The organism is Paraburkholderia sp. OAS925, assembly GCF_040543975.1.
Taxonomy (GTDB): domain Bacteria; phylum Pseudomonadota; class Gammaproteobacteria; order Burkholderiales; family Burkholderiaceae; genus Paraburkholderia; species Paraburkholderia graminis.
Window position 1 is genome coordinate 3,894,315 of sequence record NZ_JBEUNO010000001.1, and the last position, 21,134, is coordinate 3,915,448.

Genomic DNA, 21,134 nt, shown 5'->3' on the forward strand with positions numbered 1-21,134 from the left:
TCGCCGCGCGCGGCTGGCGGCAACGCAATGCCGCGGCGGCTGACCGCCGAGCGCTTTCGTCTTTTATGCTTGTGTCCACGCGGGCGCCTTTAACGGCGCCCGCTTCGATTTGGCACGCTTCAAAACTTGCGCCCTGCGGCCCTGGTTCGCTAACGCAACACAACCCAACGCGACCCACCGCGCCTTCAACCACTCCGCAAAGTCGGGTCCACCGCCGCGCGCCAACTGATCGCTCGCGCGCGCTGCTCGGTAAAGAACGCGACCCACTGATTACGAAGCTGCGGGTCCGCACTTGCGCCCTGGCTCGTGTAGCGCTGCGCAATCGACGCCTGGAACGCGCAGTAATCGTCCTTCGACAAGCGCCCACGCCGGTTCGCCACATACGCATCGAACAGCGTCGCATACACGCCCTGCGCGTCGTTGCCGTAATCGACAGTCTGCGCGCTGCACATCTGCTGCAATGAAACGAACGACGGTGCGCCCATCGTTCCAGTGAGGCTCGGCGAAGCGACGCACCCTGCGAGCAACGCAGCGGCGCCCGCCATGAAAAGTCCACGCATGAAATTCACCCAGAAATGGCCAGTGCCAAGAGTATCGTCCGTGGCCGCGCGTCGCGCCACTACCCTAGCCATTCGATACAGTCGCGCTCAGGCACCACGAACTTTACTTTTTCGAATATGTTCATTAAAGTTCGAAAACGAACACGAGCCGTTCGGTCGATTTTCAGACCGCTTCCCATACGCCGCAGGAGACGCAGCAGGTGACGCAAGGCACGAAATACGATTTGCTCGTCGTGGGCGGCGGGATCAACGGCGCGGGCATCGCGCGCGACGCGTCCGGCCGCGGACTGTCCGTGCTGCTTTGCGAACAGGACGACCTGGCGGCGCATACATCGTCCGCGAGCACCAAGCTGATTCACGGCGGCTTGCGCTACCTCGAGTACCGCGAGTTCGGGCTCGTGCGCAAAGCATTGCAGGAACGCGAGACCTTGCTGCGCGCCGCGCCGCACATCATGTGGCCGCTGCGCTTCGTGATGCCGCACATGCCCGATCTGCGCCCGGCCTGGCTGATCCGCGCGGGCCTCTTTCTTTACGATCACCTCGCACGGCGCGAGCTGCTTCCCGGCTCGCGCGGCATCGTGATGCGCGATCATCCGGCCGGCGCGCCGCTCGTCGAATCGATCAAGCGCGGCTTCGTGTACTCGGACGGCTGGGTCAACGACGCGCGCCTCGTCGTGCTCAACGCGCTCGACGCTGCCGAGCACGGCGCGAAGATTCTCACGCGCACGAAGCTGCTGAGCGCGGTGCGCGCCGGCGGCGAATGGCGCGCGCAACTCAGGCGCGCGGACGGCACGACCCTCGACGTGCGTGCCGCGTCGATCGCCAACGCCGCCGGCCCGTGGGTCGGCGAACTGCTGCAAGGCGCGCTGGGCCGCGCGGCGTCGCACAGCGTGCGGCTCGTCAAAGGCAGCCACATCGTCACGCGGCGGCTGTTCGAGCACGACCACGCGTACATTTTCCAGAACCCGGACAAGCGGATCATCTTCGCGATCCCGTACGAGCACGACTACACGCTGATCGGCACGACCGACATCGAATATCGCGGCGACCCCGCGCAGGTCGCGATCACCGCCGACGAGACGCAGTACCTGTGCGACTCGATCAATCGCTATTTCAGGCAGAAGATCTCGCCGGCCGATGTGCGCTGGACTTACTCGGGCGTGCGGCCGCTACTCGAAGAAGAAGGCGCCGACAATCCGTCGGCCGTCACGCGCGACTACTCGCTCGAACTCGACGCGCCCGCGGGCGAAGCGCCGCTGCTATCGGTGTTCGGCGGCAAGATCACGACGTTCCGCAAGCTCGCGGAAGAAGCCGTCGACAAACTCGCGGCCGCGCTCGGCAAAGGTGCGCCGTCGTGGACGGCCGGCGCGTCGTTGCCAGGCGGCGATATTGCGCACGCGAACTTCGAGCGCTTCCTCGCCGAGCTGAAGCAGCATTACGCATGGTTGCCCGACGATCTCGCGCATCGCCTCGCGCGCGCTTACGGCACGCGTGTGACGAAGGTGATCGGCCATGCGCATTCGCTCGCCGATCTCGGCCACGCGTTCGCGCCGGGTCTTTACGAGGCCGAGCTGTCTTATCTGCGCGACGTCGAATGGGCGCGCAGCGCGCAGGACGTTCTCTGGCGCCGCTCGAAACTCGGCCTTCACGTCGAGCCGGGCACGCTCGACGCGATCACGCGCGACATCGACGCATGGTTCGCACACGAACCCGAGCGACAGCGCGCGTAACAAGAAAACCGAACAAGACCGAACACAACCGCTTTACCCTTCGGCTCGTTCGGCCACGCGCACGCGCGGACTCCGTTGCGGCGCGCTGGAAACGACAAGCCGTTCCCGTCGCCGGCACGCAGCCTGAACTGCTCGAGCTGCTTGAACCGCTTAAGCTATTCGAGCTGTCACGGCGACTCATAAAATGCATGGAGAAGAGACAATGCAGGATCAGTACATCCTCGCGCTTGACCAGGGCACCACCAGTTCGCGTGCGATGCTGTTCGACCGCCTCGGCAATGTCGTGTCGACGGCGCAAAAGGAGTTTGAGCAGATATATCCGCGGCCGGGCTGGGTCGAGCACGATCCGCAGGAAATCTGGTCGACGCAGGCGGGCGTCGCCGCCGAAGCCGTCACGCGCGCCGGCATGAACGGCACGTCGATTGCCGCCATCGGCATCACGAATCAGCGCGAAACGACGATCGTGTGGGACCGCGAAACCGGGCATCCGATCTACAACGCGATCGTCTGGCAGGACCGCCGCACCGCCGACTTCTGCGACCAGCTCAAGGAGCAGGGACTCGAAGCCCGCGTGCGTGCGAAGACCGGGTTGCCGATCGACTCGTATTTCTCGGCGACCAAGATTCGCTGGATTCTCGACAACGTGGAAGGCGCGCGCGACAAGGCGAAGCAAGGCCGCCTCGCATTCGGCACGGTGGATAGCTGGCTCGTGTGGAATTTCACCAAGGGCGGCCTGCACGTCACCGACGTGACGAATGCATCGCGCACCATGCTCTTCAATATCCACACGCTGAAATGGGACGACGAATTGCTCGACGCGCTCGACATTCCGCGCAGCATGCTGCCGGAAGTGCGTCCTTCGTCGGAAGTGTATGGGCCGACCAAGACCACGGTGTTCGCGTCGAAGATTCCGCTCGCGGGCATCGCCGGCGACCAGCATGCGGCGCTGTTCGGCCAGATGTGCACGGAGTCGGGCATGGTGAAAAACACCTACGGCACCGGCTGCTTTCTCGTGATGAACACCGGCGACAAGCCAATCGAATCGAAGAACAATCTCGTCACGACGATTGCGTGGCAGATCGGCGATCAGATCAACTACGCGCTCGAAGGCAGCATCTTCATCGGCGGCGCGGTCGTGCAATGGCTGCGCGACGGTCTCGGCATCATCAAGAACGCGGCTGAAATCGAAACGCTCGCGCGCGGCGTGCCGCATTGCGACGGCGTGTATCTGGTGCCCGCGTTCGCCGGCCTGGGTGCGCCGCACTGGAATGCGCGGGCTCGCGGCACGCTGTTCGGCGTGACGCGCGGCACGACGTCCGCGCATATCGCGCGCGCGGCGCTCGATTCGATTGCGTATCAATCGCTCGACGTGCTGAAGGCGATGGAGGCCGACTCCGGCATTCGCATCGGCGAATTGCGCGTGGACGGCGGCGCATGCGCGAACAATCTGCTGATGCAATTCCAGGCCGACATTCTCGGCGTCGACGCGGTGCGTCCCAAGGTGTCGGAAACCACGGCGCTCGGCGCCGCGTATCTCGCGGGGCTCGCCGTCGGCTACTGGAAAGATGTCGGCGAACTGCAAAGCCAGTGGAAGCTCGATCGACGCTTTACGCCCGCGCTCGGCAAAGAGGACGTGAAGGAATGCCTCGACGGCTGGCAGCGCGCGATTCGCGCCGCCAAAGCCTGGGCCGATGCGCCCTCCAGCTCCTGAGCTTGCGCGCGGCGCTATTCACGAGTGAACGTTCTGCAGGGCTAACGCCAACCTGAGATAAAGCCGCAACGAAGCCGCCCGCCTCGCGGCTTCCCTAACAACAATATTTCGGATAACCAACGATGTCTCCTTACATTGCGGAATTCATCGGCACGGCACTGGTCGTGCTGCTCGGCGACGGCGCTGTCGCCAACGTGCTGCTTGCACGCACCAAGGGCAAAGGCGCGGACCTGATCGTGATCGTCATGGGCTGGGCGATGGCCGTGTTCATCGCGGTCTACGTGACGGCCTCGTACAGCGGCGCGCACCTGAATCCGGTCGTGACGATCAGCCTCGCGCTCGCGGGCAAGTTCGCGTGGGCCAAGGTGCCCGGTTATGTGGCCGCGCAAATGCTCGGCGGCATGGCGGGCGCACTGCTCGTGTGGGTCGCGTATCGGCAGCACTTCGCGAAGGAAGGCGACGCCGACGTCAAGCTCGGCGTGTTCTGCACCGCGCCCGCGATTCGCAGCGTGCCGCACAACCTGCTGACAGAGATGATCGCCACGTTCGTGCTGATTCTCGGCGTGCTGTATCTCGCTTCGCCGCAAGTCGGGCTCGGCGCGCTGGACGCGCTGCCGGTCGGACTGCTCGTGCTCGGCATCGGCATTTCTCTCGGCGGACCGACGGGTTACGCGATGAGTCCCGCGCGCGATCTGTCGCCGCGTCTGATGCATGCGCTGCTGCCGATCCCCGGCAAGCGCGACAGCGACTGGCGCTACGCGTGGATTCCCGTGTGCGGTCCGCTCGTCGGCGGCGCGGTCGCGGCGGGGCTTTATCTGTATCTGCACGCGCGTTGAGCGCGGCGCGCTCGCGAATCGCGAGCAACGCAATGCGATGCGATGGAGTGAAAGCGCCGCCGAAGCACGTATCATGGCGCTTTCACACCGCGCGCATGAGCCGGCTATTCGTGGCTATGGCGTCTGCGCGCGCCACCGCTTTCCGGTTCCTCCACGCATGATCGACCACCTTATCTGCGACTGCGACGGCGTACTCGTCGACAGTGAAGTCATCGCCGACCGCGTCATGTACGAGACGCTCTCGACTACGTTTCCGGGCCTCGACTTCGAGCCTATCGTCAAGACGGCGTTTGGCCAGCAAACCTCGCGCTTTCTCGAAGGCATCGAGACCACGTTCGGCATCACGCTGCCGGCCGATTTTCTGAACACGATCGAGCACAACGTCGAACTCGCGCTCGCTGCGTCGCTTAGTCCGATCAACGGTGTGCGCGACGCGCTGCAGCGTGTGACGCTGCCGGCCGCCGTGGTGTCGAACAGCCGCATGTCGCGCGTCGCCGCATCGCTGCGGCGCGCCGGATTGCAGCAGATTTTCGGCGATCGCGTGTTCAGCGCGGAACAGGTCGCGCGGCCGAAGCCGTTCCCTGACGTGTACCTGTTCGCCGCGCAGACGCTCGGCGTCGATCCATCGCGATGCATCGTCGTGGAAGACAGCGTGGCGGGCTTGAACGCGGCGCGCGCGGCGGGAATGAAGACGATCGCGTTTGTCGGCGCGAGCCATATTCCCGACGGCTACGCGGACGCGCTGCGCAACATGGGCATCACGCGGATCATGCAGCACATGGACGAATTGCCGGCGTTAATCGACGCAGGTGTGCGCGGCGAGTTCGGCGACGTGCAGTCGTAGCGGTTCAGAGAACCGCCCACTTCACGCGCCACGCCGCTCACCGCCTTGAATTCACCTTGAATTCAAGCCTCTTCGACGCATTCGCGCGCCTGCGTCAGCGCCAGGCGAAACTCGGCCAGCTCCGCAATCGTCAGCATCGGCAGATTGTGTTTTGCGGCAAAGCGTTCGACGTCGGCGCCGCGCGTCATCGTGCCGTCGGCGTTCATCAATTCACAGAGCACGCCAGCGGGCTTGAGCCCCGCCAGAATCGCGAGGTCCACGGTGCCTTCGGTATGTCCGCGACGCGCGAGGACGCCGCCCGGCATCGCGCGCAAGGGGAACACATGGCCGGGGCTCACGATGTCGGCAGGCTTCGCGTTATCGGCAATCGCCGCGCAGATCGTCGTCAGCCGGTCGAGTGCCGACACGCCGGTCGTCACGCCCTCGCGCGCTTCGATCGACACCGTGAACGCGGTGCCGTGACGGCTTTCGTTATTGACGGCCATCGGCGGAAGTTCGAGCGCGCGGACCTTGTCGTCGGTCAGACACAGGCACACGATGCCGCTGCATTCGCGAATCAGCAGCGCCATGGTTTCGACGGAAAGACGCTCGGCGGAGACGATCAGATCGGCCTCGTTCTCGCGGTCGTCGTCGTCTTGCAGCACGACGGCGCGGCCTTCGCGCATGGCTTGCAAGGCGGCGGCGATACGCGGCGGAACGGCTTCGGTGGAGAGCAGCGGGAGATCGGCGAATGCGTCGTGCGCAAGCGTCGAAGGAGCGGGAAAAGTAGCAAAGGACATGGTTGAAACGCTCATCGCAAAAGTTGGGCGAGAAACGTTTCAGGGCATTGCAAACAGACAAAGACGCGCCGTGCAGCGCCGCCTCACGATGCAGGCGGCGTTCGCGCACCACTCCGACATGCGAGCGGCGCCACGGAAACGAACATGACTATCTGCACATCTTCTTCCATCCGGACTGTGACCGTCGGCTCTGGCTTCTCACCAGATCTGCTGACCCCGCGGCGGCTTTCGGTCGATTGAAAACCGCGCTATTGCGGGCGCTCGCGGGCTCGCCGGCCTGCGCTTTCGCGCTGCCGGCATACCGCCGGTGGGGAATTTCGCCCCGCCCTGAAGACGCACTGATTGCCGGACGAACCGGCGGGCCAAGCATACAACAGTCGCGCGCGAACCGCAGCGCAACCCCTACTGCCCGGACGGGTTTCGCGCCCGGGCGGCGCCTATGCGGCGCATTCGATCAAACGGGCGCAGCCTCGCGCGACGTGTCGTGCTGCGCCGGCACGTCCCAGCGCGGCGGCGTCTCGGCCTTCAGCGTCACTCGAAACGCGCGCGCTTCGGTGTCGCCGGGATTGCGCAGACTATGCGGCTGATCGGCGTCGAACACGATCGCGTCGCCCGTTGCCAGCAACTGGCGCTGATCGTGCACGCTGACCTCGAGCGTGCCCTCGCTGACGACGAGATTGACCGTCGTGCCAGGCGCGCGGCGCACGCCCGCTTCCGTGTGCAACGGCGCGATGCGCAGCTCGTGAAATTCGGCGGCGGTCGGCTCGTTGTCGGGATAGAGCGGGCGAGCCGAATAGCGTCCGTTGGAACTGACGATGCGCGACGAACGCTCCGCCGGCAAGTGCTCGAAACCGTTCGTCGCGTGACGTCGCAGGAAGGCCGCGACCGACACCTTCAACGCGGCGGCCACCTTGCACAGCACCTTGATGGACGGCACGCTGCGCGCCGATTCGATTTGCGCGAGCATCGCGCGCGATACGCCGGACGCGCGGGCCAATGCGTCGAGCGACAACTGACGTTCCGCGCGCAAACGCGCGAGATTCACGCCGACGAGATGTTCGAGCGCGTCGAAAGGTTCAGCGGCACGCGGCGGCGCATCGGTATCGGCCGTGGGATCGCGGACCAGAGCAAGCGGGGAATGCATGATTGCCTCCAGAAGCGCCGCCGGGCGGCGGGCAAACAGTTAGTGGAAGCAAGATAGCATCGCGCCCCGCAGCGCCCAACGAAGTTATCTTCACACTGTTATCAGTATTGCGGAGGACGCTTTTCGCAAAGCTTGTGCGCATTTTTCATATGCGGAGCGCAGTGCGCGTTTGGTTGTGGTCGCGATTGCGATTGCGGCTGTGATGGCGTGCAACGGCCTCCGCGTGCACGCCTCGCCAGGACTCACGCCCGCTCGCGCACCTGCACGCCGCTTCGCGCTTCATCGGATGCCGGCGTGTCCATGCGCGATGCGAACCACGTCAGCAGCAACGCACTCAAGCTCACCGCCGCCGCGACCCACGGCAACGTATCGAGCGAATGGCCGTGGTCGATCACGAGACCGCCGAGCCACGCGCCGCCCGCATTGCCGACGTTGAACGCGCCGATGTTCAGCGTCGACGCGAGATTCGGCGCCTTGGCCGCCTTCTCGACCACGCGCATCTGCAACGGCGGCACGGTCGCGAACGCGGCGATGCCCCACACGAACACGGTGACCGCCGCGGCCACCTGCGAATGGCTGGTGCGGGCGAACAGCGCCATCACGACGGCAAGCGCCGCGAGAATGGCCATCAGCGAAGGCATCAGCGCGCGGTCCGCTAGCTTGCCGCCCACGGTGTTGCCGATCGTCAATCCCACGCCGAACAGCACGAGAATCAGCGTGACGGCGCGCGGCGAGAAGCCGCTCACCTGCTCGAGAATCGGCGCGATGTACGTGAACACGACGAACACGCCGCCGAAGCCGAGCACGGTCATCGCGAGCGCGGTCCAGACTTGCGGGTCCTTCAGCACGCGCACTTCATGGCCGAGACCGGCCGGGGCGGAATCGTGGCGATTCGGCACGAGCGCCGTCACGCCCGCCAGCGACAGCACGCCGAACGCGCTGACAATCCAGAAGGCGACGCGCCAGCCGAACTCCTGGCCGACGAACGTGCCGAACGGCACGCCGAGCACGTTCGCGAGCGTGAGGCCGGTGAACATCAGCGCAATCGCGCTCGCGCGCTTTTCCGACGGCACGAGCGACGCCGCCACCACCGCGCCGATGCCGAAGAACGAGCCGTGCGCGAACGAGGTCACGACGCGCGCGATCATCAGCACCGAATAGCTCGACGCAATCGCGCACAGTGTATTGCCGACGATAAACACGCCCATCAGCAACTGCAGCGCGAGCTTGCGCGGCATTCTGCTCGTGACGACCGCAAGCAGCGGCGCGCCCACGGCGACGCCGAGCGCATAGCCGCTCACGAGCAGTCCCGCCGATGGAATCGACACGGCAAGATCGCGCGCGACTTCGGGCAGCAGGCCCATGATGACGAACTCGGTGGTCCCGATCGCGAAGGCGCTGATCGCCAGCGCGAGTAGTGGAATCGGCATTGTTGTTCTCCAGCTTGCAGGTTCGAAGTTTTACGGTTGGTTTTACGGTTGAGCGTGATGCAGCGCCGTCACGAACTCGATGGCGACGCCCGGCGCGAGCGCCACGAAAATCTGCATGGCGGCTTCTTGCGGGGCCATCGGCGGGACTTGCGCCGTCCGATAGACGACGCCGGATGCGCGCAGGCGCGCGAGCAGCGCCTGCCATTCGGCGGCGCTTTCCAGACGGAAGGCGATATGGTCGATGCGCGGCGCCGCGCGTAGCGACGGGTCCGGTGCGCTCGCCTCGACCAGATGCACGACCGGCCGGCCGTCGGCGTAGAGCCAGTAGCCGTCGACGGAAAACGGCGGACGCGCGCCTTGCGTCAAGCCGGCAATATCGACGAAGAAACGGCGGGCCGCGTCGAGATCGGCCGTGACGATGGTCGCGTGATCCAGTTGCATGATTTCCGGCGGCGCTCAGCGCCACATGAGTTTTCGAGAAACGAATTGTCGGCGCGCGGCGGCCATTTGATAATTGGCGTAGCATTTGAAGCATTTTCAAACGCCATTTGAAGCGAGCGATGGATAATCTCGGCGACATTCGCCTCTTTGTCGAGGCCGCGCAGCAAGGCAGCTTGTCCGCGGCGGGCCGCAAAATGGGTCTCACGCCCGCCGCCGCGAGCGCGCGCCTCGCCAAGCTCGAAGCCGGCCTGAAGGCGCGGCTTTTCGAACGCACGACCCGCCAGTTGAGGCTCACCGACGAAGGCCGTCTCTATCTGAACTGCTGCCGCCAGGCGCTGCAATCGCTGGACGACGCGAAAGCCGCGCTCCAGGCTGGACAAGGCGTGGTGCGCGGCAAGGTGCGCGTGTCGGCGACTTCGGACTTCGGCCGCAATCTGCTGATGCATTGGCTCGACGAATTCAACGCGCTCTACCCTGAAGTGACGTTCGCGCTCACGCTGTCGGACTCGCTGTCGAATCTCGTGCAGGAGGACATCGACCTCGCGATCCGCTTCGGCGTGCCGCAAGACAGCTCGCTCGTCGCCCGCAAGCTCGCGCCGAACCGGCGCGTGCTGTGCGCGTCGCCGGAATACATCTCGCGCAAAGGCGAGCCCGAAGATCCGCACGATCTCGCCAATTTCGACTGCATCGTACTCAACACCGGCTCGGGGCCGGCCAACGAATGGCGGTTCACGCGCGGTGACGAAGTGCAGAACTACACGGTGCCGCTCGAAACCGCGCGCGAGACCAACGACGGCGCCGTCGCCCGCGAATGGGCGCTGCGCGGCTACGGCATCGTGATCAAGTCGATGTGGGACGTGGAAGCGGATCTGCGCGCGGACGGCCTGAAAATCCTGCTGCCCGAATGGCGCTATCCGGACGCGCCGCTGCACGCGCTCTACCACCGCAACCGCTTCATGGCGCCGCGCGTGCGCGTGCTGCTGGATTTTCTGAGCGAGCGCTTCGCGCAGGTATCGGACGAACTGGAAGGCCTGCTCGGCTTGCCGCCCGCAGCGCTGGAGGCGCCGGAGACCGATATCAGCCGCGAGGCCCTATCCGGCGAAGGGCTATAATATTGCGTTACGCGGCAAGCGCGCGCGGGCTGCGGCTAAAGCCCAGCCGACGGCGACCAGAAGCCCCGTCCCACGGACATCGCGCACGTTTTCGCCTCTCCTCGACCCTTTATACAGCGCCCCCAGGTTAACCACTGCGACCGGCGAAATTCGATGACCAAGAAAGTTTATGTAAAGACCTTTGGCTGCCAGATGAACGAGTACGACTCCGACAAGATGGTCGACGTACTCGGCGCGGCTGAGGGCCTCGTCAAGACCGACACGCCCGAAGACGCCGACGTGATTCTGTTCAACACCTGCTCGGTGCGCGAAAAAGCCCAGGAAAAAGTGTTCTCCGACCTCGGCCGCGTACGCGAGCTGAAGGAAGCCAATCCCAACCTGATCATCGGCGTGGGCGGCTGCGTGGCGAGCCAGGAAGGCGCGTCCATCGTCGCGCGCGCGCCTTATGTCGATCTGGTGTTCGGCCCGCAAACGCTGCACCGTCTGCCGCAAATGATCGACAAGCGCCGCGAAAGCGGCCGCGCGCAGGTCGACATCTCGTTTCCCGAAATCGAAAAGTTCGACCATCTGCCGCCCGCGCGCGTGGAAGGCCCCGAGCGCTTTCGTGTCGATCATGGAGGGTTGCAGCAAGTACTGCAGCTACTGCGTCGTGCCCTACACGCGCGGCGAAGAAGTCTCCCGTCCGCTTGACGACGTTCTGACGGAAATTGCCGGTCTCGCCGATCAGGGCGTGCGCGAAGTCACTTTGCTGGGTCAGAACGTGAACGCCTATCGCGGCGCGCTGACCGTCGGCTCGTCGGAAATCGCCGACTTTGCGACGCTGATCGAATACGTCGCCGATATTCCGGGCATCGAACGGATTCGCTATACCACGTCGCACCCGAAGGAATTTACGCAGCGTCTGATCGACACCTACGCGAAGGTGCCGAAGCTCGTGAGCCACCTGCATCTGCCGGTGCAACACGGTTCGGACCGCATTCTGATGGCGATGAAGCGCGGCTACACGGTGCTCGAGTACAAGTCGGTGATCCGCAAGCTGCGGGCGATTCGCCCGGACCTGTCGCTGTCCACTGACATGATCGTCGGATTTCCCGGCGAGACCGAAGAAGATTTCGACAAGATGATGGCGCTCGTGCACGAGATGAAGTACGACACGAGCTTCTCATTCATCTACAGTCCGCGTCCGGGCACGCCGGCTGCGAACCTGCACGACGACACGCCGCGCGAAGTGAAGCTGAAGCGCCTGCAACACCTGCAAGCCACGATCGAGGAAAACGTCCAGCGCATCAGCGATTCGATGGTCGGCAAGGTGGAGCGTATTCTGGTCGAGCGTCCGGCGCGCAAGGACCCGAACGAGCTCGCGGGCCGCACGGAGAACAACCGCGTGGTGAATTTCCCGGCGCCGCTGGCTTCGCATGCTCGGCTGACCGGTCAGATGGTCGACGTGAAAATCGTCAAAGCGTACCCACATTCGCTGCGTGGCGAGCTTGTGCTGGTGCACGACAATGCAGAAAACGGTGCGAGCGCCGCCACCCATTGACTGACCAATGACCGACCATTGACGCCACGCGCGCGGCGCCACGCGAACGTAAAACTGCAAGCCGGCCGCCGCCGCCCGCGTACTGAAACCGACAGGATCGACTCATCGCCTTGAAAACCACTCAGCCGCATCTGGAATTCACCGCTCCGCGCGACGACAACGCGCGGCTCGCCAACCTCTGCGGACCGCTCGACGAAAACCTGCGGCAGATCGAGCAGGCGCTCGACGTGACGCTGCAACGCCGCGGACACCGCATCACGATCCGCGGGCGCGGCGCGAAACTCGCGCTCACCGCGCTCGAAAACTTCTACAACAACGCGCGCGATCCGCTGTCGGTCGACGACATCCAGCTCGCGCTCGTCGAAGTGCGCCACCCGGCGCGGCATCGCACGAACGGCAACGGCAATGGCGACGAAGCCGGCGAGCCTGGCTTTCCGGGCAACCCCGACCATCCGTTCGACCAGCCCGCCGATCTTCTCGAAGACGACGCCGAGGAACTCGGTCCGAAGCTCTACACCCGGCGCGCCGATCTGCGCGGCCGCACGCCGGCGCAGCGCGACTATCTGAAGCAGATCGTCTCGCACGACGTCACCTTCGGCATCGGCCCGGCGGGCACCGGCAAGACGTATCTGGCGGTGGCCTGCGCCGTGGACGCGCTCGAGCGCGATCAGGTCAAGCGCATCGTGCTGACGCGGCCGGCCGTCGAAGCCGGCGAGCGGCTCGGCTTTCTGCCGGGCGATCTCGCGCAGAAGGTCGATCCGTACCTGCGTCCGCTGTACGACGCGCTGTACGATCTGCTCGGCTTCGACAAGACCGCGAAGATGTTCGAGCGGCAGATGATCGAGATCGCGCCGCTCGCGTACATGCGCGGGCGCACGCTGAATCACGCGTTCATCATTCTCGATGAGGCGCAGAACACCACGCCCGAGCAGATGAAGATGTTTCTCACGCGGATCGGCTTCGGCTCGAAGGCCGTGGTGACCGGCGACACGACGCAGGTCGACTTGCCGCGCGGCCACAAGAGCGGGCTCATCGAGGCGCAGCAGGTGCTGTCGGACGTGCGCGGCATTGCGCTCACGCGCTTTACCAGCGCGGACGTGGTGCGCCATCCGCTCGTCGCGCGAATCGTCGAGGCCTACGACGCGCATTCGCAGAAGACCGCCAGCCCCGCGGATTCGCGTTGATGCGGCCCGACGCACAGCGCAGCGCGCAACACCTCGCCTGATAAGACATCGAACAAGCATGAGCCGCGCCCCGAAACTGACGCTGAATCTGCAATTCCCGGCCGCGAAGGCGTGGCCCGAACACAAGGCCGTGCTGCCGCGCGCGACGGTGGCCGGCTGGATCAAGGCCGCGCTTTTCGCCGACGGCGAGCTGACCGTGCGTTTCGTCGACGCCGAGGAAGGCCGCACGCTGAATCGCACGTATCGCGGCAAGGACTATTCGACGAACGTGCTGACGTTTGCATACGCGGAGTCGGAGGACGATCCCGTCACTGGCGATCTGATCCTCTGCTGTCCGGTTGTCGAAAAGGAAGCCGCCGAGCAGGGCAAGCCGCTCGTCGCCCATTACGCGCATCTGCTCGTGCACGGTACGCTGCATGCGCAAGGCTACGACCACGAAGTCGAAGAAGAAGCCGAGGAAATGGAAGCGCTCGAAACCGAGATTCTCGGCAAGCTCGGCTTTCCCGACCCCTACCGTTGACCGTTGACCCTTGACTGTTAGCCGCTAACCTTTAACCACTGCACGCTGCCCGAACCGAACCGTGAGTTCCTTTCCTTCCGACGCCGACACTGACGCCCGGCCGCCCTGCCCGGACTATCCGCCCGCGCTCGGCGAGTCGCGGCTGCTGACCGACGAAGAACTGCGCGCGTCGCTGGAATGCACGCTGCGTGACTGGGACCGGCAAAGCGACTTGTGGCTCTTCGGCTATGGCTCGCTGATCTGGAACCCTGGACTGCCCACTGTCGAAGCCACGCGCTCGAAGGTGCACGGCTATCACCGCGGGCTGTATTTGTGGTCGCGCGTGAATCGCGGCACGCCGGAGCAGCCGGGGCTTGTGCTCGCGCTCGATCGCGGCGGCTCGTGTACGGGCATCGCGTTTCGTCTCGCGGCAGAAGGCGCGATGCCGCATCTCGAGGCGCTGTGGCGCCGCGAAATGCCGATGGGTTCCTACCGGCCCGCGTGGCTGCCCTGTGTGCTCGCCGACGGCCGGCGCGTCGACGCACTTGCGTTCGTGATGCGCCGCGACGTGCCGACGTACACCGGCAAGCTCGGCGACGAGGTCGTCAAAACGGTGCTCGGCTGCGCGCGCGGCCGCTACGGCACGACGCTCGAGTACGTGAGCCGCACGGTTCACGCGCTGCGCGAAAGCGGCATGCCGGATCGCGCGCTGGAAGCGCTGCTCGCGCGCTGCCAGGCTGCGAGTGATGGGACGGAGGCGAACGGCGACTCAAGCGGCGACTCAAGCGGCGACTCAAGCGGCGACTCAAGCGGCGGCGAGCTTCGCACACAGCCGCAGACGAAGCTGTGAGCGCGTACGCCGAAGCGCCACATGCGGACGCAACGCGCAGACCGCAACTGGCGAATAGCCGCGCCATCGAACCTGCGATGCACTCTTTTCGCCGCAATCACGAGCAAACGAGCACGCGCGAAATCGCATGAAAGAAAGCGCCCTTCGCTCCGCCGTTCGTTTCGCGAATGTTCCGCGATTGTTCCGTGAAGCGCCCGGGTTTTTTCTCCAGGACGCTTTTCACCGCGTAATCAGTTAGGATTGACCCACGGCCCGCCGCTTGCGTCGGACCCTGTCAGCCCGGTTTCATTCATCGCCCGGCCGGGTGGGACACGGTCCTGCCATGTGCCTGGTGTATCCTTAATGCTCTGCAACAGCGCGCCCAGTCTTGCCGGGCGCACTACCATGAACGACACGTATCCCAGTCGACGCCAAACCGACAAACCGCACGAAAAGCGCTCGCTGCTCGAGCGTCTGACCGACTTCATCTCGCCCGAGCCCGACTCGCGCGCCGAACTTCTGGAAATCCTGCAGGACGCGCACGAGCGCAACCTGATCGACGCCGACTCGCTGTCGATGATCGAAGGCGTATTCCAGGTCTCCGAACTGAGCGCACGCGACATCATGGTGCCGCGCGCGCAGATGGACGCGATCAACATCGCGGACAACCCCGCCGAATTCATCCCTTACGTGCTGGAAAAAGCGCACTCGCGCTATCCGGTGTACGAAGGCAATCGCGACAACGTGATCGGCGTGCTGCTCGCAAAAGACCTGCTGCGCTACTACGCCGAGGAAGAGTTCGACGTGCGCGGCATGCTGCGGCCCGCGGTGTTCATCCCCGAATCGAAGCGGTTGAATGTGCTGCTCCACGACTTTCGCGTGAATCGCAATCACCTCGCGGTGGTCGTCGACGAATACGGCGGCGTGGCCGGCCTGATTACGATTGAAGACGTGCTGGAGCAGATCGTCGGCGACATCGAGGACGAATACGATTTCGACGAGGAAAGCGGCAACATCATCGCGTCGCCGGACGGACGCTTTCGCGTGCGCGCGCTGACCGAGATCGAGCAGTTCAACGAGGCCTTCGGCACGCATTATTCAGACGAAGAAGTGGATACGATCGGCGGGCTCGTCACGCATTATTTCGGGCGCGTGCCGCACCGGGGCGAGAAGGTTCGCATCGACGATCTGATCTTCGAAATTCTGCGCGGCGACGCACGCCAGATTCACATGCTGCTCGTGCGGCGCGATCCGCTTGCCGGTCAGCGCGAGCGCGAAGCGCAGCACGTGCAGACCTGAGCGGTCCTGCCCGCCTGCCGACCTTCGGCCTTCGCCCGAGCCTTTCCAACTTGTCACTCCTCTCGCCGACCGCGCAACAATGGCCGACCCGATCACTTCCTCCTCGCGCCGCGGCGTGAACACGACCGCCGCGCGACCGACGGGCGTGCGTGCGCTGCCTCGCTGGCATTACCTCGTCGCGCTCGCGGCCGGCGCGGCCAACACGTTGTCGTTCGCGCCGACGCCGCACGGCGGCTGGCTCGAACTGGCAATCTTCGTGTTCCTCTTCGGCTGGCTGACGCGCACGACCGGCTGGAAAAGCGCCGCGCTGACGGGCGGCGCGTTCGGCTTCGGCAACTTCGTGAGCGGCGTGTGGTGGCTCTACGTCAGCATGCATGATTTCGGCGGCATGCCCGCGCCGCTCGCCGGCGCTGCGCTCGTGCTGTTTTCGCTCTACCTCGCGCTGTATCCCGCTCTTGCCGCGGGCGTCTGGTCGTTTTGCGCGGGTCACGCGCGCAACGGCAAGTCCGCGGTCGACATGCCGTTTTCGCCGACGTGGCATGGCGCGCTCGCCTTCGCGAGTGCATGGGCTATCGGCGAATGGCTGCGCGGCACGGTGTTCACCGGCTTTCCGTGGCTCGCGAGCGGCTATGCGCAAGTCGACGGCCCGTTCGCCGGATTCGCGCCGCTCGCGGGTGTGTACGGCGTCGGCTGGATGCTCGCACTCGTGGCCGCGCTGATCGTGCAGGCGTTGCTCGCGTTGCTGCGCCGTTCGCGGGCGTCTCGCGAAACGTCGGCAAGCAGCGGCGACACGCGCGGCAGCGCAAACGCGGCGAGTGTCGCGGTGCCGGCCGGTATCGCAGTCGCGTTGATCGCGGCCGGCCTGCTGCTGCCGCTCGCGAAGTGGACGGTGCCGGCCAACGCGCCGCTGACCGTGCGTCTGCTGCAAGGCGACGTCAAGCAGGACATGAAGTTCGAGGAAGCGGGTGTGCGCGCCGCCATCGACCAGTATCAGCAGATGATCACCTCGAAGCCGGCCGATCTGATCGTCACGCCGGAAACCGCTATTCCGGTGCTCGCGCAGCAACTGCCGGTGCCGTTTGCGTCGGCGGTGCGCAGCTTCGCCGATTTGACGGGCAGCGCGATCCTGTTCGGCGCTGTCGGCGGCTCGGTCACGCCCGAGGGCCGCGTGGTCGACTACACGAACAGCCTGTTCGGCGTCACGCCCGGCACGCGCGATATTTACCGCTACGACAAGCATCACCTCGTGCCGTTCGGCGAATTCGTGCCGTGGGGCTTTCGCTGGTTCGTCAATCTGATGAATATTCCACTCGGCGATTTCGCGCGCGGCGGCCCCGTGCAGAAGCCGTTCGTCGTGCATAACCAGCCGGTCGCGGTCGACATCTGCTACGAGGACATTTTCGGCGAAGAGATTGCGCGGACGATCCGCGAAAGCGATACGCCGCCGGGCGTGCTGATCAACTCGACGAATCTCGCGTGGTTCGGCGACACGATCGCGCTCGAGCAGCATCTGCAGATTGCGCGCATGCGTTCGCTGGAAACCGGCCGGCCGATGCTGCGCGCGACCAACACCGGCACGACGGCCGCCATCGACGCCAACGGCAAGGTGCTTGGCAAGCTCGCGCCCTACACGATCGGCTCGCTCGACGTCACCGTGCAAGGCACAGCCGGCCGCACGCCGTATGTGACGAGCGGCAATAACACGGTGCTCGCGGTTTCGTTATTGCTGCTGGCATTCGGCTTTGCGTTCGGGCCGGGCATCAGGCGTCGCAAAAACGGTGACGCGGGAAATGGCGGGCAGTAAGCGATAAAAGAGCCATAAAAAGCACAGCAATAAAAAACGCGCGCTGCGGCATAACCGCCAGCGCGCGTTTTTTCATCCGCTCAAACCAGGCTTACTGATTCGACGCAATGCGCTGCTGAATATGCTGCGCACGCGCCGGCGATGCCGGATGCGAACTCAGCATGCTCGATTTACCGCCGTCCATTTGCGCGAGTTTGTTGAACGCCGTGACGAGACCCGACGGATCGAGATTCTTCTTTTTCTGCAAATCGAACGAATAATCGTCGGCGGCGCTTTCCTGCGTTTGCGAGAATTGCGCGTTAATCAGCTTTTCCGAAAACTCGCCCAATTGCGAGCCGGACAGCGCGCCTGCAACGCCACCCGCCGACGACGCCACCGAACGCACCGCCGACGTCGCATACGCGACCTGCATCGCCTTCTTCGTGTGGCCAAGCGCCACGTGGCCCATTTCATGGCCGACCACGCCGCGCACTTCGTTGTCGTTCATCATGTCCATCAGGCCGCTGTAGACGCGCACGCAGCCGTTCGCCATCGCCCAGGCATTGACGTCCTTCGTCACATACACCTTGTAATTCACCGGCGTGCCGTTGATGTTGTCGCCCAGTTGCGCGGCGATCTTGTTCAGGCGCTTCTGGTATTTGCTGTTGGCCGGCGCAATTGTGTTTTCGCTGTCGAGTTGCGCGCACGATTTGTCGGTGAGCGCGCGCACGTCGGCGTCCGACAGCGTGGCGGCCTGCGTGGCCAGTTGGCCGGACTGAATCAGCGAAGACGGGTCCAGGTTGCTGACGCTGGAACACGCGGCAAACAGCGAGCAGACGGAAGCGGCAATAACAAGGCGATACGGTTTCATTATGAAAGTCTCTTTGTGGTGTTATTCGTTCGACGGCGCGATGGACTCGCCGCCCATTTGCAACGGCGCATATCGGCGCGAAAACGCCGGATATGTTGACTGCATGACCATTGCCCACGCGACAGACGAAAAAAAGCGCCTGAGGGCAGGCGCTTTTTTACCACAACTGAAAGCTTTAATTCATGACTTTGAAAGTACGATTAACGCAATTTTGCAAACTTGCCTTATCCGTTAGCAACTTCGCTTTTATTTAGCTGCTCAGTTGGCCGGCGCAGTATCGATAAACGATTGGCGCAGCGAAAGCTTCTGAAAATGCTTGTCGAGATTCGGATGCGCATCGCGCCAGTTCAGCTCCGGCATGCGGAAATCCAGATAGCCCAACGCGCAGCCCACCGCAATATCGGCGAGCGTGTAGTGATTGCCCGCGCACCACGGCTTGGCCGCGAGCCCTTGCGACATCGCGACGAGCGCTTCGTCGATCTTGCGCTGCTGGCGCGCCACCCAGGCGTCGACGCGCTGCTCCGGCGTGCGCTGCGTGCTTTCGAGGCGAATCAGCACGGCGGCGTCGAGGAGACCGTCGGCGAGCGCTTCCCAGCAGCGCACCTCGATGCGCTCGCGTCCCGATTGCGGAATCAGCTTGCCGACCGGCGACAGCGTGTCCACGTACTCACAGATCACGCGTGAGTCGAACACCGCTTCGCCGTCTTCCATCACAAGGCACGGCACCTTGCCGAGCGGATTGAAGGTATGAATGCGGGTGTCCGGCGCCCAGACGTTCTCGGGCACCAGCTCGTAGTCGATCTTCTTGTCGGCCAGCACGATGCGCGCTTTGCGCACGAACGGGCTGGCGAGCGAACCGATGAGTTTCATCATTGCCATCTGCCTTTTTCTGAATCCGGCGAAAGTATAAGTGCTGAGCGGCGTGCGCGAGCGCCCCGCGCCCGCTTCGCGAGCCGCACGCTCAGTCGCTGTGGATGGATTGCAACATTGCCGCGCCGCGCGCGCGCCGTCTAGCTGGCTGAATGGCCAAGGGGCGGTTTGGCCCCGACCAATCCCGCGCGCCCGCGCAACGCGCCGCCCCAACGCGCCGGCGCAAATTCGTCCGCGCATTGGGCGCTACAATCGCACGATGAACCAGCCGACCGAACCCACCATCGCCATCGACGTCTACCGCACGCGCCGCGAGCGCGTACTCGCCGCGCTGCGTGCAGCGGGCGGCGGCGTCGCCATCGTGCCGACCGCGCCCGAAGCGCTGCGCAACCGGGACGCCGACTACCCCTACCGGCACGACAGCTACTTCTACTACCTGACCGGCTTCACCGAACCGGAGGCGCTGCTCGTGCTCGACGCAAGCGCCGCTCCCGGCGAGCCCGCGTCGATCCTGTTCTGCCGCGAGAAAAACGTCGAGCGCGAGATCTGGGAAGGTTTCCGTTTCGGGCCCGACGGCGCGCGTGTCGCGTTCGGGTTTGACGCCGCGTTTCCCTTCGACGAAATCGACGCACACCTGCCGCGGCTTCTCGCGGACAAGCCGTCGCTGCACTACGCGCTCGGCATGTCGGACGAACTCGACGGCCAGGTGCGCGGCTGGCTCGAAGCCGTGCGGACGCAGGGCCGCAGCGGCGTCGCGGCGCCCACGGCCGCGCGCGATCTGCTGCCGTTACTCGACGAGATGCGGCTCATCAAGGACGACCACGAGCTCGCCATCATGCGCCGCGCCGGACAAATTTCCGCGCAGGCGCACCGCCGGGCGATGGCCGCGTGCCGTCCCGGCGTGCGCGAGTACGAACTCGAAGCGGAGCTGCTCTACACGTTCCGCAAGTTCGGCGCGCAGGCGCCCGCTTACACGTCGATCGTCGCCGCGGGCGCGAATGCGTGCGTGCTGCACTACCCGGCCGGCAACGCGATTGCGCAGGACGGCGACCTGATTCTGATCGACGCGGCCTGCGAACTCGACGGCTACGCGTCCGACATCACGCGCACTTTCCCGGCGAGCGGCCGCTTCACGCCGGCGCAGCGCGAGCTGTACGACATCGTGCTGGCCGCGCAGCAGGCCGCCGTCGACGCGACGCGCGCCGGCGCGACCTTCGACGACCCGCATCAGGCGGCCGTGCGCGTGCTGTCGCAAGGCTTGCTGGACACGGGCATCGTCGACCGTGCGAAGTTCGCTTCCGTCGACGACGTAATCGCCGAGCGCGCCTACGCGCCCTTCTACATGCACCGCACCGGCCACTGGCTCGGCATGGACGTGCACGATGTCGGCGACTACCGCGAGCGCGGCGCGCCGCGCGACGAGGCAGGCGTGCTGCCGTGGCGCACACTGCAGGCGTCGATGACGCTGACTATCGAGCCCGGCCTGTACATCCGGCCGGCCGAAGGCGTGCCCGAGCGCTACTGGAACATCGGCATCCGCATCGAGGACGACGCGATCGTCACGCCAACGGGCTGCGAACTGATTACCCGCGACGTGCCGGTGGCCGCCGACGAAATCGAGGCGCTGATGCAGGAAGCCCGCGCGGCTCAGCAGACAAGGACGTAACCGGCC

Annotated in this window: 18 protein-coding genes, 1 pseudogene and 1 riboswitch; of the genes and pseudogenes, 12 read left to right on the forward strand and 7 right to left on the reverse strand. The window is 64.9% G+C overall.

What is annotated here, in order from left to right:
* Window positions 1–185 precede the first annotated feature (185 nt).
* On the reverse strand, window positions 186–560 hold the full coding sequence (locus tag ABIE53_RS17100) for a hypothetical protein (protein WP_175130891.1): 375 nt from the start codon (window positions 558–560) through the stop codon (window positions 186–188).
* 200 nt (window positions 561–760) lie between these two features.
* On the opposite strand from ABIE53_RS17100, the gene glpD reads away from it, so the two are divergent.
* From glpD to ABIE53_RS17120, 4 genes are all read left to right on the forward strand, one after another.
* Complete coding sequence (glpD, locus tag ABIE53_RS17105; protein WP_006049936.1) at window positions 761–2,290, forward strand: glycerol-3-phosphate dehydrogenase; 1,530 nt, start codon at window positions 761–763, stop codon at window positions 2,288–2,290.
* 202 nt (window positions 2,291–2,492) lie between these two features.
* Entirely contained in the window at window positions 2,493–4,001 is a 1,509-nt protein-coding gene (gene glpK / locus ABIE53_RS17110) for a glycerol kinase GlpK (RefSeq protein ID WP_006049935.1), read from the forward strand.
* Window positions 4,002–4,123: 122 nt separating this feature from the next.
* A complete protein-coding gene (locus ABIE53_RS17115; RefSeq protein WP_006049934.1) occupies window positions 4,124–4,837 on the forward strand; it encodes an MIP/aquaporin family protein in 714 nt (237 codons plus the stop codon).
* 157 nt (window positions 4,838–4,994) lie between these two features.
* Complete coding sequence (locus ABIE53_RS17120; protein WP_006049933.1) at window positions 4,995–5,681, forward strand: HAD family hydrolase; 687 nt, start codon at window positions 4,995–4,997, stop codon at window positions 5,679–5,681.
* Window positions 5,682–5,743: 62 nt separating this feature from the next.
* On the opposite strand, the gene ribB is transcribed toward ABIE53_RS17120, so the two are convergent.
* The 4 genes from ribB to ABIE53_RS17140 all read right to left on the reverse strand — a co-directional run bounded on the left by ribB (window position 5,744) and on the right by ABIE53_RS17140 (window position 9,475).
* Complete coding sequence (ribB, locus tag ABIE53_RS17125; protein WP_006049932.1) at window positions 5,744–6,460, reverse strand: 3,4-dihydroxy-2-butanone-4-phosphate synthase; 717 nt, start codon at window positions 6,458–6,460, stop codon at window positions 5,744–5,746.
* Between the two features lie 154 nt (window positions 6,461–6,614).
* Window positions 6,615–6,799, reverse strand: a riboswitch (FMN riboswitch).
* A 115-nt stretch (window positions 6,800–6,914) separates the two neighbouring features.
* A complete protein-coding gene (locus ABIE53_RS17130; RefSeq protein ID WP_006049930.1) occupies window positions 6,915–7,604 on the reverse strand; it encodes a helix-turn-helix domain-containing protein in 690 nt (229 codons plus the stop codon).
* A gap of 242 nt (window positions 7,605–7,846) precedes the next feature.
* A complete protein-coding gene (locus tag ABIE53_RS17135; protein WP_006049929.1) occupies window positions 7,847–9,034 on the reverse strand; it encodes an MFS transporter in 1,188 nt (395 codons plus the stop codon).
* A gap of 42 nt (window positions 9,035–9,076) precedes the next feature.
* Window positions 9,077–9,475, reverse strand: coding sequence for a VOC family protein (locus tag ABIE53_RS17140; protein WP_006049928.1), 399 nt, complete (start codon window positions 9,473–9,475; stop codon window positions 9,077–9,079).
* 119 nt (window positions 9,476–9,594) lie between these two features.
* Between ABIE53_RS17140 and ABIE53_RS17145 the strand changes: the two genes are divergently transcribed.
* The 7 genes and pseudogenes from ABIE53_RS17145 to lnt all read left to right on the forward strand — a co-directional run bounded on the left by ABIE53_RS17145 (window position 9,595) and on the right by lnt (window position 17,742).
* Window positions 9,595–10,587, forward strand: a complete 993-nt coding sequence (locus ABIE53_RS17145) for a LysR family transcriptional regulator (RefSeq protein ID WP_006049927.1) — start codon at window positions 9,595–9,597, stop codon at window positions 10,585–10,587.
* Window positions 10,588–10,740: 153 nt separating this feature from the next.
* Window positions 10,741–12,127 (forward strand): annotated as a pseudogene (gene miaB / locus ABIE53_RS17150) (tRNA (N6-isopentenyl adenosine(37)-C2)-methylthiotransferase MiaB).
* A gap of 110 nt (window positions 12,128–12,237) precedes the next feature.
* Window positions 12,238–13,311 carry a PhoH family protein gene (locus ABIE53_RS17155; RefSeq protein ID WP_006049925.1) on the forward strand — a complete coding sequence of 358 codons (1,074 nt, stop codon included), beginning with the start codon at window positions 12,238–12,240 and terminating at the stop codon, window positions 13,309–13,311.
* Window positions 13,312–13,369: 58 nt separating this feature from the next.
* Window positions 13,370–13,831 carry an rRNA maturation RNase YbeY gene (gene ybeY / locus ABIE53_RS17160; RefSeq protein WP_006049924.1) on the forward strand — a complete coding sequence of 154 codons (462 nt, stop codon included), beginning with the start codon at window positions 13,370–13,372 and terminating at the stop codon, window positions 13,829–13,831.
* A gap of 61 nt (window positions 13,832–13,892) precedes the next feature.
* On the forward strand, window positions 13,893–14,660 hold the full coding sequence (locus ABIE53_RS17165) for a gamma-glutamylcyclotransferase (RefSeq protein ID WP_192698739.1): 768 nt from the start codon (window positions 13,893–13,895) through the stop codon (window positions 14,658–14,660).
* Window positions 14,661–15,044: 384 nt separating this feature from the next.
* On the forward strand, window positions 15,045–15,938 hold the full coding sequence (locus ABIE53_RS17170; RefSeq protein ID WP_006049922.1) for a CorC family transporter: 894 nt from the start codon (window positions 15,045–15,047) through the stop codon (window positions 15,936–15,938).
* A 79-nt stretch (window positions 15,939–16,017) separates the two neighbouring features.
* Entirely contained in the window at window positions 16,018–17,742 is a 1,725-nt protein-coding gene (lnt, locus tag ABIE53_RS17175; RefSeq protein WP_006049921.1) for an apolipoprotein N-acyltransferase, read from the forward strand.
* Between the two features lie 91 nt (window positions 17,743–17,833).
* Here the strand turns inward: lnt and loiP are convergent, their stop codons facing one another.
* Both loiP and ABIE53_RS17185 read right to left on the reverse strand, forming a co-directional pair.
* Entirely contained in the window at window positions 17,834–18,592 is a 759-nt protein-coding gene (loiP, locus tag ABIE53_RS17180) for a metalloprotease LoiP (RefSeq protein WP_006049920.1), read from the reverse strand.
* A gap of 258 nt (window positions 18,593–18,850) precedes the next feature.
* A complete protein-coding gene (locus tag ABIE53_RS17185; RefSeq protein WP_006049919.1) occupies window positions 18,851–19,465 on the reverse strand; it encodes a glutathione S-transferase C-terminal domain-containing protein in 615 nt (204 codons plus the stop codon).
* Window positions 19,466–19,721: 256 nt separating this feature from the next.
* Here ABIE53_RS17185 and ABIE53_RS17190 point away from each other — a divergent pair, with 256 nt between their 5' ends.
* Window positions 19,722–21,128, forward strand: coding sequence for an aminopeptidase P N-terminal domain-containing protein (locus ABIE53_RS17190; protein WP_006049918.1), 1,407 nt, complete (start codon window positions 19,722–19,724; stop codon window positions 21,126–21,128).
* Window positions 21,129–21,134: the final 6 nt, after the last annotated feature.